Source organism: Bradyrhizobium sp. USDA 4474 (genome assembly GCF_054057515.1).
In genome coordinates this window covers 3,847,170-3,861,284 of the sequence record NZ_JBSRZJ010000002.1, presented here as the reverse complement: position 1 = coordinate 3,861,284, position 14,115 = coordinate 3,847,170, and the positions used below count along the sequence as shown (strand labels likewise).

The window sequence follows — 14,115 nt, the reverse complement described above, 5'->3', positions numbered from 1 at the left end:
GTCGCGACGGTTTCGGGTCGATCAGGTCAGGATCTCCGGTCGGGAACGCGGCCGGGTGAAGCGCCGCATCGTTCAGTGACCCTGAGATGGCATTGGGGTATAATCGCGTTCGCATGAGTCCCCGCCGCATCGCCCCTCTCCTGTTTGTCATGACGCTCCTGACCGCCAGCGGCGCGCTGGCCCAGGACAAGGGCAGCGTGAACCCAAAGCCGTTGCCGCCGCTGGCCAACCCCAATGATCCCAGGATCGGCGCCAAGGAGCTGTTCGCACGAAAACTGCTGCCGTCGAAGGGGCCGGCCCATGTCATCGGCTCCTATGTGAAGGGCTGCATCGGCGGCGCCCAGCAGATGCCGCTCAATGGCGAGAACTGGCAGGTGATGCGGCTGTCGCGCAACCGCAATTGGGGCCACCCTGACATGATCGCGCTGATCAAGCGCCTGGCCGCCAAGGCGCACAAGGACGCGGGTTGGCCGGGCATCCTGGTCGGCGATATCGGCCAGCCACGCGGCGGCCCTGCGCTGTCAGGCCATGCCAGCCACCAGATCGGGCTGGATGCCGATATCTGGCTGACGCCGATGCCGGACCATCGCCTCTCGCGGGAGGAGCGCGAGGAGATGTCGGCGGTGATGATGGTGCGCGAAGACCGGCTCGACGTCGATCCCCGGGTCTTCACGCCTGCCCACGTGCTGGTGCTGCGCGACGCCGCGCAGGAGCCGGCGGTGCAGCGCATCTTCGTCAATCCCGCGATCAAGAAGGCGCTGTGCCGCGAGGCCAAGGGCGACCGCTCCTGGCTATCGAAGATCCGGCCCTGGTGGGGCCATGACTATCATTTCCACATCCGCATGCGCTGCCCGGCAGGCGCCAGCGATTGCCAGGGCCAGCCGTCGCAATCCGAGGACGAAGGCTGCAAGCCCTCTGATTTCGCCTACTGGTTCAGCGAGGGCGTGCTGCACCCGAAGCCGCCGCCGGAGCCGCCCAAACCGAAGCCGCCGATGACGCTGGCTCAGATGCCGGCGGCCTGCAAAGCCGTGCTGCACGCGCCCGATGCGAAGCCTTAACGCACGTGGATGGGTGGGCTGTCGCCACGCAGCCGTCGTCCCGGACAAGCGTAAGCGCAGATCCGGGATGACGAACTGGAGAGTTGGTCCGTTGCCTCGACTGCGCTAGGATCACCCCGTCGCGTGGCCGTAAGCCCGCCTCATTCCGGGATGCGCATCCCGTTCGCCAACGAAACCTGATTGCTACAGGACCGCGCCCAGGCGCGGCCAACGATGAGACTTGACATCCGCGTCCTTGCCGTCCTTGCCGGGCTCTCGATCAGCGCGACCTCCGCCTTCGCCGCGGAAGAGCCCAGCGGCTGCGACAAGTTCAAATGGCCGATCGAGCGCGACCGGGCCGCACTGACCGCGCCTGACCGTGCCAAGCTGGCCTCGGGGGCCGAGCAGGCCGCGCTGCCGTCATCGGCCATCACGCTGGACCTGGTCGCGCCTGCCGAGGCCAAGCTGCCCTCGCCGCCGGAGCGGGCGCCGAAGGACGGCACCTTTGCCGGCTTCACCAGCGTCAAGACCGCGAAGCCCGGGCTCTACACGATCAGCCTGTCCTCGGGCGCCTGGGTCGATCTGGTCCAGGACGGACAATTCCTCAAGCCTGTCGCCTTCAGCGGCGCCACCGACTGTGACGGCATCCGCAAGACCATGAAATACCAGCTCTCGGACAAGCCGTTCGTGCTTCAGGTCAGCGGCGCCAAGGACAGTTCGATGTCGATTTCGATCCTGCCCGCGCAATAAATTAGACAAACGGTCGCCTTTGACCCGAGGGCTCAGCCTGCTATCTTCGCAGCTGCGATATCTCCGCCGGCCGTAAGCCGTTGCGGGGAGACCCGGAACGGCGCTTCCGTCATCGCGACCTGAACTCACCCAACGCCAGATTTGCGCGTACATTTGCGCGCGCGGCCCTCGCACGGAGCGCCATCCATGTATCGACTCGCCGGACTGTTCACTGCCTTCGTGATGCTCGCAGGCACGACCCTCTCGCCGGCCGGCGCCGAGGACAGGACCATCACGGTTTTCGCCGCGGCGTCCATGAAGAACGCACTCGACGAGGTCGATGCCGCCTACACCGCCAAAACAGGCGTCAAGATCACGGCGAGCTATGCCGCGAGCTCGGTTCTGGCAAAACAGATCGAGCAGGGCGCACCGGCCGACGTGTTCGTCTCCGCCGACACCGACTGGATGGACTACGCGGTTTCCAGGAAGACCATCGACGCACCTTCCAGAGTCAACCTGCTCGGCAACAGCATCGTGCTGATCGCGCCGAAGGATTCCGGGATCGACAACGTCACGATCGCGCAAGGCTTCGACCTCGCCAAGCTTGCCGGCGACGGCAAGATCGCCACCGGCGACGTGAAGTCGGTCCCGGTTGGGAAATATGCCAAGGCGGCACTCGACAAGCTCGGCGCCTGGCAGGCCGCCGAGCCGAAATTCGCCATGGCCGAGAGCGTGCGTGCCGCTCTGACCCTGGTCGCGCGCGGCGAAGCCAATCTCGGCATCGTCTATTCCACCGATGCCAAGGTCGAGCCCGGCGTGAAGATCGTCGGCACCTTCCCGGCGGATTCGCATCCCGCGATCATCTATCCCGTCGCGGCGACCACGACGGCGAAGCGCGAGACCAGCGATTATCTCGCCTTCCTGCGCACCTCGACAGCGAAGGCCATTCTGGAAAAGTACGGCTTCAAATTTTTGATCAGCCCGACCACCTGATTTTCGTGCTCGACATCTCTCCCGCCGAATGGACGGCGATCCTGCTCTCGCTCAGGGTCGCAATCATCGCGACGCTGGTGGCAACGCCGTTCGGCATCGCGCTGGCGTGGCTGCTTGCCCGAAGGGATTTTTGGGGCAAGTCGGTGTTGGATGCCGTCGTGCATCTGCCTCTGGTGCTGCCGCCCGTCGTCACGGGCTATCTGCTGCTTCTCACCTTCGGCCGCCGCGGCCTCGTCGGTGGCTTTCTCGCCGATCATCTGGGCATCGTCTTCGCCTTCCGCTGGACCGGCGCGGCGCTCGCCTGCGGCGTGATGTCGTTTCCGCTGCTGGTGCGGCCGATGCGGCTGTCGATCGAGGCGATCGACCGCAGGCTGGAGCAGGCCGCCGAGACGCTTGGCGCCGCGCCTTCCAAGGTGTTCTTCACGGTGACGTTGCCGCTGGCGCTGCCGGGCGTGCTCGCCGGCATGGTGCTGGGCTTTGCCAAGGCGATCGGCGAGTTCGGCGCCACCATCACCTTCGTCTCCAACATCCCCGGCGAGACCCAGACGATCTCGTCCGCGATCTATTCGTTGATCCAGACACCTGATGGCGACGCCGCCGCGGGGCGGCTCGTGATCGTCTCCGTTGTGCTCGCACTCGGTGCGCTCATCGCCGCCGAATGGTTCGCTCGCCGCGCCACGGCGCGCCTGCACGGAAATTGACCATGCTGCGCGTCGATGTCGAAAAACAGCTTGGCGAGTTTTCGCTCTCGGCGTCTTTCTCGAGCGAAGGCCGCGTCACCGGCCTGTTCGGTGCCTCCGGCGCCGGCAAGAGCTCGCTGATCAACATGATCGCAGGGCTGCTGCGGCCCGACCGCGGCACCATCGTCATCGACGGCGAGACGCTCGACGACTCCATGTCGGGCATTCATGTGCCGACCTGGCGCCGCCGCATCGGTTACGTGTTCCAGGATGCGCGGCTGTTTCCGCATCTCAACGTCGCGCAGAATCTCGATTACGGCCGGCGGATGAACCGGCTCGCGCCCGATCGGGCGCAGCACGCGCGCGTGATCGAGCTGCTCGATATCGGCACGCTGCTCGACCGTCGCCCCGGAAAGCTGTCGGGGGGCGAACGCCAGCGCGTCGCGCTCGGCCGCGCGCTGTTGTCGAAGCCGCGCTTGCTGCTGCTCGACGAGCCGCTCGGCGCGCTCGATGAAGCCCGCAAGCTCGAGATATTGCCATACCTGGTGCGCTTGCGCGACGAGGCCAATGTCCCCATGGTCTATGTCAGCCACGATGTCGCCGAACTGCGCCAGCTCGCGACGCAGATCGTGATGCTGAGGCAGGGACGCGTGACATCGTTCGGCGGGGTGAAGGTGCTGACGTGAGGCCTTTCCCGTCATTGCGAGGGGGTCCGGCGCAAAGATTCCGGATTTCTTGCATCGGCGCGAAATTGCTACGCAATTTTGTGCGAGCATCCTCGCAATGACGAGCTATGGCTACCAGCCGCGATCGACGTTGCGCACGTCGCCGGTTCGAGCATCGACATCGACCTCCATCCAGCGGCCGGTGCGGTCGCGGCCCTCGATCTGCCATTCATCGCCCGCGAACTCGGTGTGCGAAATGGTCATCACGCCGATATCGGTTGCGACATCGAGCGCGGCCTGCATCGAGATCTGATCGCCCGTGTCATAGGCCATCGCCGGTGCGGCCGCTCCCAAGCTGATTGCCACGATGGCGGGCAAGATGAATTTACGCATGGGTTGCTCCTGTAGATGCGTTGACCGTTACGCGGCTAAGAACTGACAACGCCGCGGAGCGTTCCGGAACCGGGATCACGAAGCCGCGCAAATCTTCGGCTGATGCGGCGATTTGGTGGCGGTTGTCTGGCGGGCGACATACCGTTCCCGCGAGTCACGACGCCGTCGTTGGGACATGGCGCGTCAGCAAACAGCGTCATTGCGAGCGCGGCGGAGCAATCCAGAGTCCCTTCCCGGAAACATTCTGGATTGCTTCGTCGCATCCGCGCAAAATTGCTACGCAATTTTGTCGCTGGGCTCCCCGCAATGACCAGTTCTGGGCTAGCTGCGCCCGCCAAACTGCGGACGGTGGTCCTGGATTTGGTCAGGACAACGGCACCGTCAGACCCCCGCCACCGAGGTCCACAGCTCCGCGAGCTTGCGTCGCAGCGCCTGGCTGCGGGTCAGCGGCGCGGGCGTTTCGTCCTCTTCCGGCAGACGCAGGCCGACGACGTTGACGCGGCCGCCGGAGATGCTGCGCGCGACCAGCACGATCTCATCCAGCGCAAGCTCGGCGCCTTCCTTCGGCGCGCGGTCGAGATGGACGTCGAAATAATCGGCCAGCGTGAGCGTGCCTTCATCGTCGCTGACCTTCACGCCGTAGATCCCGGCGAGCTCGGCGAGCGTGTGCTCGCCCGATACCATGAAGTCGCCGAGCAGGTGCGGATCGGGCGCGGTGCTCGGCTGCATGTCGACGAAGAAACGATCGAGCGCCTCGGCCTTTTCCGGCGGCGCCAGCAAATAGATGTAGTCGCCGGGCGCGATCGGCTCGGCTTCGACGGGCGTCAAGATGCTTTCCTTGCGGATCACCAGCGTCGGCTTGGACCAGGACGGGATCAGCCCGCGGCGGAAATAGAGGCTCTTCGGCCGCACCGGATAGCCGACCAGCTGCTGCTCGAGCTGCCCGGGCAGATCCAGTTCGACGCGACGCGGCCCACGCTCGGCGCGCGGCAGCGCCACGTGCAGTTTTCGCGCGGCCGGTGCCAAGGTCCAGCCTTGCAGCAGCAGCGAGATGATCACGACGACGAAGGCGACGTCGAAATAGAGATAGGCTTTCGACAGGCCGACCAGCATCGGGATCGACGCCAGGAAGATCGCGACCGCGCCGCGCAGGCCGGTCCAGGCGATGAAGATCTTTTCGCGCCAGTTGAAGCGGAACGGCGCCAGACAGACGAACACCGCGATCGGCCGCGCCACCAGCATCAGCACCAGCGAGACGGCAACCGCCGGCAGCACGCTGGAGCCGAGCCGGCTCGGTGACACCAGCAGGCCCAGCAGCACGAACATCACGATCTGCGCAAGCCAGGTCGCGGCGTCGAGAAACGCCACCACCGAATTATGCGCGCGCGTCGGCCGGTTGCCGATGATGATGCCGGCGAGATACACCGCAAGAAATCCGGAGGCATGCATGATCTGCGAGCCGCCGAAGATCACGAGCGCAGCCGTGGTGACGAAAGGCGCGTGCAGGCCCTGTGGCAGCGCGACCTTGTTGAGGCCGATGACGACGAGACGTCCACCGATCACGCCGACGACGGCGCCGAGCACCGCCTCCTGGAAGAACTCCATCACCACATGGCCTGGTGTGCTCGAGCCCAGCGAGATGTACTCGACCAGCATGAGCGTGAGGAAGATCGCGAACGGATCGTTGGTGCCGGATTCCGCTTCCAGGGTCGCGCCGACGCGCGGGCGCAGGCGCAGGCCCTGGGTGTGCACCAGCAGGAACACCGCGGCCGCGTCGGTCGAGGCGACGACAGCGCCGACCAGCAGCGACTCCGCCCAGTTGAGATCGAGCGCGAATTTCGCGAACGGTGCCGTGATCAACGCGGTCAGCAACACGCCGACGGTCGCGAGCACCATCGAAGGCGCGAGTACGGTGCGAATGCTGGCAAAGCGCGTCTTCAGCCCGCCGTCGAACAGGATCAGGGCCAGCGCCACCGAGCCGACCAGATAGGTGGTGCCGACATCGTTGAACTGGAGCCGGCCGGGGCCGGCATCGCCGGCGAGCATGCCGATGGCAAGGAAGACGAGCAGCAACGGCGCACCGAAGCGCAGCGCGAGCAGGCTCGACAGGATACCGGCCATGACGAGGACGGCGCCGAGCAAAATGGCGATGCTGAAGGAGTCGAGGGAGGCCATCCACCTTCCGGGTACAAATCGCTGGACTTGCATCCTTATCGTCGCCACACGGGCGCGCCAACCCATTTTCTCCGGCGCGCGGCAATCTGCCCGTATTTTACGGCCTTAACGCGCTTCACTTCACGGTGTATCGGTGGCCCGGTCGCGGCCTTTGTGGGATTCTGCGGCACTTCCGAATCAACCCGCCCGACCGCTTCCCAGAGACCATCAGATGGACATGGACCTCAAAGACCTCATGGAGTTCGTGCAGACGACTGCGCGCAGCGTCGGGGCGGAAATCTCCTCGCCCTGGTTCTACCTGCAGTTCGGGCTCATTCTGGCGGCGGCGGGGATCGCCTATGCGGCGGAAGCCACGGCGCACAGCCGCGTCGACCTGACCTCGCTCGCCATGCGCTGGCCGCTGCCGCTTCGCCGCTTCGTCCACGTGATGGCCGCCAGCGCCTCGACAGCCGTGTTCACCCTGCTCGTGATCGTCTCCCGCATCGTGATGTATCACGCGACCTGGCCGAGCCGTAGCTATCTCCTGATGGTCGCCGCCAAGCTGGGTCTGGCATGGCTCGCGATCCGGCTCGTGACCTCGGTGCTGCGCAATGCCTTCATCGTCAAGCTGGTGTCGGTTGCCGCTTGGTTCTTCGCCGCGCTGTCCATCCTCGGCCAGCTCGACGCCACGGTCGAGCTGCTCGACTCCTATGCCATCGTGCTCGGCGGTCTGCGGCTGACGCCGCTGCTGGTGATCAAGGCCGGCGCCCTGCTGATCATCGCGCTCTGGCTCACCAACATCGCCAGCAATTTCGCCGAGAGCAAGATCAACTCGGCGGCCGATCTGACGCCGTCGGTGCAGGTGCTGCTGATCAAGATCATCCGCATCGGGCTTCTTGCCGTCGCGATCGTGATCGCGCTCGGCGCGGTCGGAATCGACCTCTCGGCGCTTGCGGTATTCTCCGGTGCAGTCGGCGTCGGTATCGGTATCGGCCTGCAGAAGATCGTCGCCAACTTCATCTCCGGCATCATCCTGCTCGCCGACAAATCGGTGAAGCCGGGCGATCTCGTCACCATCGGCGACAACACCGGCCGCATCAGCGCGATGAAGACGCGCTACATTTCCGTCGCCGCCGGCGACGGCCGCGAATTCCTGATCCCGAACGAGGACCTGGTGACGCAGAAGGTCGTCAACTGGACCTATACCGACAAGAACACGCTGGTGAAGATCACCTTCGGCACCAACTATGACGCCGATCCCCGGCTGGTCTGCAGGCTAGCCATCGATACTGCGGCGGCCCATCCACGCGCGCAGAAGGCCAAGCCGCCGAACTGCATCCTGACCGAGTTCGCCGAAGCCGGCATGAAGTTCTCGCTGACGCTCTGGCTCGCAGACCCCGACGGCATGGACAACGTCAAGAGCGACGTGATGCTGGCGCTGTGGGACGCCTTCAAGCGTGAGGGCATCCGGGTTCCCTATCCTGTCCGCGAAATCCGGGTCCGCGGCGGCGCGCTGCCGGTCGAAACCACCGTAGAAGTCCCGAATTGAGACCGCTTTCGGACGCATGACGGGCAGGATTCTTGTTTTGACGCGTTTTCTTCACGCGAACCGGCAGCCACTTCGCTCGAAAACGCCATGGCTGCTTGCACGAGAGCCCGCAATCATTAAATTGGGGCCTGAATTCAAGCCCTTCCGCCGCCCCCAGAAGACAAGACACGCATGAGCTACGTCGAAGCCACCGATACCTCCCTGCGCAAGACCGGACAGATCAAGCTGCATGGGCCGAACGCCTTTGCCGGCATGCGCAAGGCGGGTGCTTTGGTGGCAAAGTGTCTCGACGAGCTCACTGACATCGTCGGCCCGGGCGTGCCGACCGATCGCATCGACCAGTTCGTCCGCGAGTTCGCCTTCAGCCATGGCGCCTATCCGGCGACGCTGATGTATCGCGGCTACCGCTACTCGACCTGCACGTCGCTCAATCACGTGGTCTGCCACGGCATGCCCGGCGACCGTCCGTTGAAGGAGGGCGATATCGTCAACATCGACGTCACCTTCATCGTCGATGGCTGGTACGGCGATTCCAGCCGGATGTATGCGGTCGGCCCGATCGCGCGCAAGGCCGAGCGGCTGATCGAGGTGACCTATGAGGCGATGATGCGCGGCATCGCCGCGGTGAAGCCCGGCGCCACCACCGGCGACATCGGCCACGCCATCCAGAGCTTCGTCGAGCCGCAGGGCATGAGCGTGGTGCGCGATTTCTGCGGCCATGGCCTGGGGCGCATGTTCCACGACGAGCCCAACATCATCCATATCGGCCGGCCCGGCGAAGGCGTGCAGCTCAAGCCCGGCATGTTCTTCACCATCGAGCCGATGATCAACCTCGGCAAGCCGCATGTGAAGATCCTGTCCGACGGCTGGACCGCGGTGACCCGCGACCGCTCCCTGTCGGCGCAGTTCGAGCACTCCGTCGGCGTGACCTCGACGGGCGTCGAGATCTTCACGCTGTCGGAGCGGCACGGCGAGAGGCAGATCGGGTGATGGCCCGCCGCCCCGGCGTCATTCCAGCGTGAACAGCTCCGCGCCTTCGATCGCGTAATGCGCGAACAGAAAATCCCTGATGTTGACGATGCTGCCGTTGTCCCAGTCGAGCAGGACGAAGTAGCGCGGCGGACCTGACGGATCCTGCGGGTCGAACGCGATGATGGCGGGGCGGCGGTCGACAAAGCCGGGCACGAAGCGCCAGGGGCTGGTCTGCTCATAGCGATGGAAATATTCGCTGACGTCGCGGCGGCCGGTTCGACGGGTCCGGTTGACCATCTCCAGGCATACGTCGTCGGCCAGCATGTCGCGCAAGGCATCGAAATCGCGCGCGTTGAAGCGCTCGACATAATGCATCAGGCGGACGCGTTCAGCGGCTTCCAGCTCGGGAGGCCTGATGTCGTCGGTTTCAGCCGCGAGTTCGCGAAGCCGGGTACGGCCGCGTTGCAGCGCGCCCTTGGTGGCCGGGACGCTGCTGCCCATGATGGCGCAGACCTCGTCGACGGAATAGCCCAGCACGTCGCGCAGGATCACGGCGCCCCGCTGCGCCACGGGCAGGCGCATGAACGTCCCGAGGCTTGCGGCCACGATCTCACGTTCGGTCACGACGCTGGTCGGAGCGGGGATCATGTCCAGATCTTCATCGGTGTGGACCGCGTTGTAGCGGGCGCGCCGGCGCAGGAAATCCAGCGCCGCGTTGTGGGCGATGCGAAAAAGCCAGCCTTCCGGATTATCGAGCGTTCCGATTCGCGGCGCCGCCTCGAAGGCTTTGAGCAGCGCCTCCTGGAGCACATCCTCGCCGTCGATGACCGAGCCCGTCATGCGCGCGCAATAGCGATGCAGTTGCGGCCGCATCTCCACCGCAAGACGCTCGAGAGCCTGCTGGGCGGTCTGGCGGACCGCCCCTATTCCATTGCTCGCATCGTCTGCCAAGCAAATCCCCCGTCATCTGTCAGCGTGATACGTCAATCCGGATCGGGGCGCCACACGCCGAAGGTCAGGCATGATTGACCTCGACGACCTCGCACAGGATCGTCTCGGCTTTGGCGATCGCGGCAAGACGTTGGACGTAGGGCGCGAATTTCGGATCCTTGCGGAAATTCTCGATATCCGCAGCGCTGCGCCATTGCGAGTAGTTGATGGCGCGGCCACCCTCCTTGCCGGCGTGGACGCTGGACGAGATGAAGCCGGGCTGCCTGCTGAAGAAGGCCTCGGTGCCCTCCTTCAGGAGCAGGACCAGCTTCTGCTGGTTGTCGGGCTCGACCGTGAAGACGTTGACGAGGGTCGTGACGTCGCTTCCGGTGCGAATGGTGGCTTCCATGTTCGAACTCCTGTTGTGGCCAAAGGACGGGTCGATTTGAGCGGCGAACAGTGCCCCGGCACCGAGCCCGGTGGCAACGACCGCACGACGCGATGGCGTGGCTTTGATCTCTGACATCAATATTCTCCTTTGCGAAAACCCTGCCGGCCGCTCGTCGAGGCCCACAGCGCAGAGACGAACGAGGCGGTGAAAAGGAAACGGTCGGCGCGGATTTTTTTCGTTCGGCCGCTTTGCCCATGGACGCACCGCGAATTTCGTTCGGGATGGTGTCGAAACCGCCCTCCAGCCCGGTATGGGTGAAGGCGACGACGGTGAGCTTCGCTGGCCTCGCCGGTTCCGGGGCAAAACGGGGTTGCCGGCCCCGTCGCAATTGGCGGTTGCAAAAGCCGGAATCCACAGCGATGCTGGCGGACGATGCCTGCCAAGCCCGACGCCGACGACAGCACGCCCGAAAATGCGCCGCATTATCTCGGCCATCGCGAACGGCTGCGCGAGCGCTTCTACAGCGCGGGCGCGGATGCGCTCAGCGACTACGAGCTGCTGGAGATGGCACTGTTTCCGGCGCTGCCGCGGCGCGACACCAAGCCGTTGGCGAAGCTGCTGATCAAGGTGTTCGGCTCGTTCGCCGAGGTCGTGCATGCGCCGGTGGCTCGCTTGCGCGAGGTCGATGGCGTCGGCGAAGCCGCGATCAACCAGCTCAAGCTGATCGCTGCCGCCGCGCACCGCGTCGCCAAGGGCGAGGTCAACGGCCGCAACGCGCTGTCGTCCTGGAACGAGGTGATCGCCTATTGCCGCAGCAGCATGGCCTTCGCCGACAAGGAGCAGTTTCGCCTGCTCTTCCTCGACAAGCGCAACCAGCTGATCGCCGATGAGGTGCAGCAGACCGGCACCGTGGACCACACCCCGGTCTATCCGCGCGAGGTGATCAAGCGCGCGCTGGAGCTCTCGGCGACCGCACTGATCCTGGTGCACAACCATCCCAGCGGCGATCCCTCGCCCTCGCAAGCCGACATCCAGATGACCAAGGCGATCATCGACATCGCCAGGCCGCTGGGGATTGCCGTGCACGACCACATCATCGTGGGCAGGAGCGGGCATGCGAGTTTGAAGGGGATGCGGCTGATCTGAAACCTCAAATCAGATGGCGCGACCCAGATGGCGCGTCATGGTCGCTTCATCGACCTCGCCGGAGCCGCTGCGCCAGATCATGCCGGAGGTCCCGGCTGGACGAAGCTGACTGCGCGGGCCGTGCCCGCGCCGGTTGGCTGCTCAGTAGCAGTATCGCGGATCGACCGGCACGTAACGGCCGTCCCGGCGCTGCATGTAGCAGCCGCGCTGATAGGCGTAATAGCCGGAGCGGCGCCGCTCGCCTTCGGAGGCGATCGCAGCCCCGGTGCCGGCGCCGACGACCGCACCAATGGCCGCGCCACGGCCACCGCCAAGCGCGCCACCCAAAATCGCTCCGCCCACGCCGCCGATGATGGCGCCGCCGACGGCGTCCTGCGCCACGGCATCATGGACCGGGACGGCCATCGCGACCGCGAAACACGCTGCAATTCCAAGGCGTCGAAGCATTCCGAATCCTCCCGACCGACGGCGCAGTCATAGCGTTTCGAGCGCCCCCGGGCCAGAACAATCGTCTTGGCCCGGCGCGCCCAAGGCGGGCCTGTCGCGACAAGCATCCGATGATTGCGTCTCAAACCGACGGCACTCGGCTGCACTCCCGGAATGATCGCAATCGGGGCTCTTTACTTGAGCGTGACCTTTTCGGAAAACCGCTTCACACTTTTCCGGATCATGCTCTAGATATTCTGGGCGTCGAGCGCCGCGGCACGGCGCTGCATCAGCGCGCGTTCGCGCCCATTGGTCGCCAGATGCGCGGCGGCTTCGAAGGCCTGCCGCGCCTCTGCGATGCGTCCGAGCTTCTGCAGAAGGTCGCCGCGAACCGCCGGCAGATGGTGATAGGCCGCCAGCGCCGGCGCACCGGCGACCGCGTCCAGCACGTCAAGTCCGGCCTGCGGCCCCTCGGCCATGCCGACCGCCACCGCCCGATTGAGCTCGATGACCGGTGAGCGCACCAATTTCGCCAATTCGTCGTAAAGCTGCGCGATGCGCTGCCAGTCGGTCGCTGCAGCGGTCTCCGCCCTGGCGTGACATGCCGCGATCGCGGCCTGGAGCGCGTAGAATCCCCTGGAGCCGCCGAGCTCGCCGGCACGTTCGAGTGAACGCAGGCCGCGGCGGATCTGCAACCAGTCCCAGAGCGTGCGATCCTGGTCTATCAGCAGAATGGGATCACCATTCGCATCGGTGCGCGCGCGGGCCCGTGCCGCATTCAGATCCATCAATGCGAGGAGGCCGTGAACCTCGGGCTCATCAGGCGCCAGGCCCGCGAGCACACGGCCCACGCGCAACGCCTCCTCGCAAAGCCGCGGCCGCAGCCATTCCTCGCCGCGCGCCGCGAGATAGCCCTCGTTGAAAATCAGATAGACGACCTCCAGCACCGAGGCGAGACGCTCTGACAGAGCCTCGCCGCCCGGCGTCTCATAGGCGAGGCCGGAATTCGACAGCGTGCGCTTGGCGCGGACGATGCGCTGGGAGATGGTGGCCTCAGGCACGAGATAGGCGCGCGCGATCTCGGACGTGGTCAAGCCGCAGATCATGCGCAGCGCCAGCGCCGAACGCGCCTCTCGCGACAGGATCGGATGACATGCAGTGAAGACCAGCCGCAGCAATTCATCGCCGATGTCGTCGTCGAGCGCGGCATCGAAATCCGGCACCGTCTCCTGCTCCTGCAACATGTCCCGCGCCAGCATGTCGTGCTTCTCGCCGAGCATCCTGCCGCGGCGCAAATGATCCAGCGCACGGCGCCTCGCGGTCGTCATCAGCCATGCCCCGGGATTGTCGGGCACGCCGATGCCGGGCCACGCTTCCAGCGCCGCCACCAGCGCATCCTGGGTCAGCTCTTCCGCCAGCGGCACGTCGCGCAGCATCCGCGACAGCGTCGCGATCAGCCGCGGCTGCACGACGCGCCAGGTTGCGTGAATCGTGTCACGGACGGTTTGATCGATGTCGGCGGCCGTCATCGCCGCCGACCGTGACGCGCGTTGCTGGGCATCAGGCGTGCGCGGCTACCCCTGCGCGCGAATCGACCTCGCAGGCGCCATCGACGCCCGGCGTGGCGAAGGCCCGTAGCTCGCAGGTACCGTCCCAGCCCGGCATGTGATCGAGGTGCAACTGCATGAATTCCTTGGCCATGGCGAGCGCCTCCGCCTTGTCGCGCAGCTCGAAAATGGCATAGCCGCCGACGACTTCCTTGGCCTCGATGAAGGGACCATCGATGACGCTGAGCTCGCCGTCGACGATCCGCACGCGGGCACCGGTCGCAAGCGGCATCAATCCGCCATTGTCGATCATCCGGCCGGCCTTGATTTCCCGCTCGGATATTTTCTGCATGGCCTCCATCAGCGCCGGAGACGGGCCTTTCATGGGCTGGCTGGAGGTGACGATGTACATGAAGCGCATGCAAAACTCCTGGATCAGGCGAGACTCTGCCGGTTCGGCCGCGATCAGCTCGCTACAAGAGATGACGATCCGGCAGGGACCG

At 65.4% G+C, this 14,115-nt stretch carries 15 protein-coding genes; 8 read left to right on the top strand and 7 right to left on the bottom strand.

Annotated features, from left to right (window positions below):
- The first annotated feature begins 113 nt into the window (after positions 1-113).
- From mepA to modC, 5 genes are all read left to right on the top strand, one after another.
- Positions 114-1,058 (top strand): penicillin-insensitive murein endopeptidase, encoded by a 945-nt coding sequence (mepA, locus tag ACVW16_RS20085; protein ID WP_456700875.1) that lies wholly within the window; start codon positions 114-116, stop codon positions 1,056-1,058.
- A 213-nt stretch (positions 1,059-1,271) separates the two neighbouring features.
- Entirely contained in the window at positions 1,272-1,787 is a 516-nt protein-coding gene (locus tag ACVW16_RS20080) for a hypothetical protein (RefSeq protein WP_456736556.1), read from the top strand.
- Positions 1,788-1,973: 186 nt separating this feature from the next.
- Complete coding sequence (gene modA / locus ACVW16_RS20075; RefSeq protein WP_456700873.1) at positions 1,974-2,759, top strand: molybdate ABC transporter substrate-binding protein; 786 nt, start codon at positions 1,974-1,976, stop codon at positions 2,757-2,759.
- Positions 2,760-2,764: 5 nt separating this feature from the next.
- Positions 2,765-3,460, top strand: a complete 696-nt coding sequence (gene modB / locus ACVW16_RS20070; RefSeq protein WP_456700872.1) for a molybdate ABC transporter permease subunit — start codon at positions 2,765-2,767, stop codon at positions 3,458-3,460.
- A 2-nt stretch (positions 3,461-3,462) separates the two neighbouring features.
- Entirely contained in the window at positions 3,463-4,125 is a 663-nt protein-coding gene (gene modC / locus ACVW16_RS20065; protein WP_456736557.1) for a molybdenum ABC transporter ATP-binding protein, read from the top strand.
- A gap of 111 nt (positions 4,126-4,236) precedes the next feature.
- Here modC and ACVW16_RS20060 read toward each other — a convergent pair whose 3' ends face one another.
- Complete coding sequence (locus tag ACVW16_RS20060; protein ID WP_456736558.1) at positions 4,237-4,497, bottom strand: PepSY domain-containing protein; 261 nt, start codon at positions 4,495-4,497, stop codon at positions 4,237-4,239.
- Positions 4,498-4,878: 381 nt separating this feature from the next.
- Entirely contained in the window at positions 4,879-6,672 is a 1,794-nt protein-coding gene (locus ACVW16_RS20055) for a potassium/proton antiporter (protein ID WP_456736559.1), read from the bottom strand.
- Positions 6,673-6,883: 211 nt separating this feature from the next.
- Between ACVW16_RS20055 and ACVW16_RS20050 the strand changes: the two genes are divergently transcribed.
- Together ACVW16_RS20050 and map are read left to right on the top strand one after the other, a co-directional pair.
- The gene (locus ACVW16_RS20050; RefSeq protein ID WP_456700869.1) at positions 6,884-8,200 is read left to right on the top strand and encodes a mechanosensitive ion channel family protein; all 1,317 of its coding nucleotides are present in this window, start codon (positions 6,884-6,886) and stop codon (positions 8,198-8,200) included.
- Positions 8,201-8,371: 171 nt separating this feature from the next.
- Positions 8,372-9,190, top strand: a complete 819-nt coding sequence (gene map / locus ACVW16_RS20045; protein ID WP_456700868.1) for a type I methionyl aminopeptidase — start codon at positions 8,372-8,374, stop codon at positions 9,188-9,190.
- 18 nt (positions 9,191-9,208) lie between these two features.
- Here map and ACVW16_RS20040 read toward each other — a convergent pair whose 3' ends face one another.
- Together ACVW16_RS20040 and ACVW16_RS20035 are read right to left on the bottom strand one after the other, a co-directional pair.
- The gene (locus tag ACVW16_RS20040) at positions 9,209-10,123 is read right to left on the bottom strand and encodes a sigma-70 family RNA polymerase sigma factor (protein ID WP_456736560.1); all 915 of its coding nucleotides are present in this window, start codon (positions 10,121-10,123) and stop codon (positions 9,209-9,211) included.
- Between the two features lie 64 nt (positions 10,124-10,187).
- Complete coding sequence (locus tag ACVW16_RS20035) at positions 10,188-10,628, bottom strand: antibiotic biosynthesis monooxygenase family protein (protein ID WP_456700866.1); 441 nt, start codon at positions 10,626-10,628, stop codon at positions 10,188-10,190.
- A gap of 297 nt (positions 10,629-10,925) precedes the next feature.
- Here ACVW16_RS20035 and radC point away from each other — a divergent pair, with 297 nt between their 5' ends.
- Positions 10,926-11,639 (top strand): RadC family protein, encoded by a 714-nt coding sequence (radC, locus tag ACVW16_RS20030; protein WP_456736561.1) that lies wholly within the window; start codon positions 10,926-10,928, stop codon positions 11,637-11,639.
- A 141-nt stretch (positions 11,640-11,780) separates the two neighbouring features.
- Here radC and ACVW16_RS20025 read toward each other — a convergent pair whose 3' ends face one another.
- From ACVW16_RS20025 to ACVW16_RS20015, 3 genes are all read right to left on the bottom strand, one after another.
- Positions 11,781-12,086, bottom strand: coding sequence for a YMGG-like glycine zipper-containing protein (locus tag ACVW16_RS20025; RefSeq protein WP_092233215.1), 306 nt, complete (start codon positions 12,084-12,086; stop codon positions 11,781-11,783).
- A 227-nt stretch (positions 12,087-12,313) separates the two neighbouring features.
- On the bottom strand, positions 12,314-13,594 hold the full coding sequence (locus ACVW16_RS20020; protein ID WP_456802394.1) for an RNA polymerase sigma factor: 1,281 nt from the start codon (positions 13,592-13,594) through the stop codon (positions 12,314-12,316).
- A 31-nt stretch (positions 13,595-13,625) separates the two neighbouring features.
- Complete coding sequence (locus tag ACVW16_RS20015) at positions 13,626-14,033, bottom strand: YciI family protein (RefSeq protein ID WP_092233222.1); 408 nt, start codon at positions 14,031-14,033, stop codon at positions 13,626-13,628.
- Between the last annotated feature and the right edge of the window lie 82 nt (positions 14,034-14,115).

Bases quoted from the DNA above. Each gene is read 5' to 3' on its own strand.
- ACVW16_RS20025 (WP_092233215.1), bottom strand. From the start codon at position 12,086: ATGCTTCGACGCCTTGGAATTGCAGCGTGTTTCGCGGTCGCGATGGCC.
- ACVW16_RS20035 (WP_456700866.1), bottom strand. From the start codon at position 10,628: ATGTCAGAGATCAAAGCCACGCCATCGCGTCGTGCGGTCGTTGCCACC.
- modA (WP_456700873.1), top strand. From the start codon at position 1,974: ATGTATCGACTCGCCGGACTGTTCACTGCCTTCGTGATGCTCGCAGGC.
- modC (WP_456736557.1), top strand. From the start codon at position 3,463: ATGCTGCGCGTCGATGTCGAAAAACAGCTTGGCGAGTTTTCGCTCTCG.
- map (WP_456700868.1), top strand. From the start codon at position 8,372: ATGAGCTACGTCGAAGCCACCGATACCTCCCTGCGCAAGACCGGACAG.
- radC (WP_456736561.1), top strand. From the start codon at position 10,926: ATGCCTGCCAAGCCCGACGCCGACGACAGCACGCCCGAAAATGCGCCG.
- ACVW16_RS20050 (WP_456700869.1), top strand. From the start codon at position 6,884: ATGGACATGGACCTCAAAGACCTCATGGAGTTCGTGCAGACGACTGCG.
- ACVW16_RS20060 (WP_456736558.1), bottom strand. From the start codon at position 4,497: ATGCGTAAATTCATCTTGCCCGCCATCGTGGCAATCAGCTTGGGAGCG.
- ACVW16_RS20020 (WP_456802394.1), bottom strand. From the start codon at position 13,594: ATGACGGCCGCCGACATCGATCAAACCGTCCGTGACACGATTCACGCA.
- ACVW16_RS20055 (WP_456736559.1), bottom strand. From the start codon at position 6,672: ATGGCCTCCCTCGACTCCTTCAGCATCGCCATTTTGCTCGGCGCCGTC.
- ACVW16_RS20015 (WP_092233222.1), bottom strand. From the start codon at position 14,033: ATGCGCTTCATGTACATCGTCACCTCCAGCCAGCCCATGAAAGGCCCG.
- mepA (WP_456700875.1), top strand. From the start codon at position 114: ATGAGTCCCCGCCGCATCGCCCCTCTCCTGTTTGTCATGACGCTCCTG.
- ACVW16_RS20080 (WP_456736556.1), top strand. From the start codon at position 1,272: ATGAGACTTGACATCCGCGTCCTTGCCGTCCTTGCCGGGCTCTCGATC.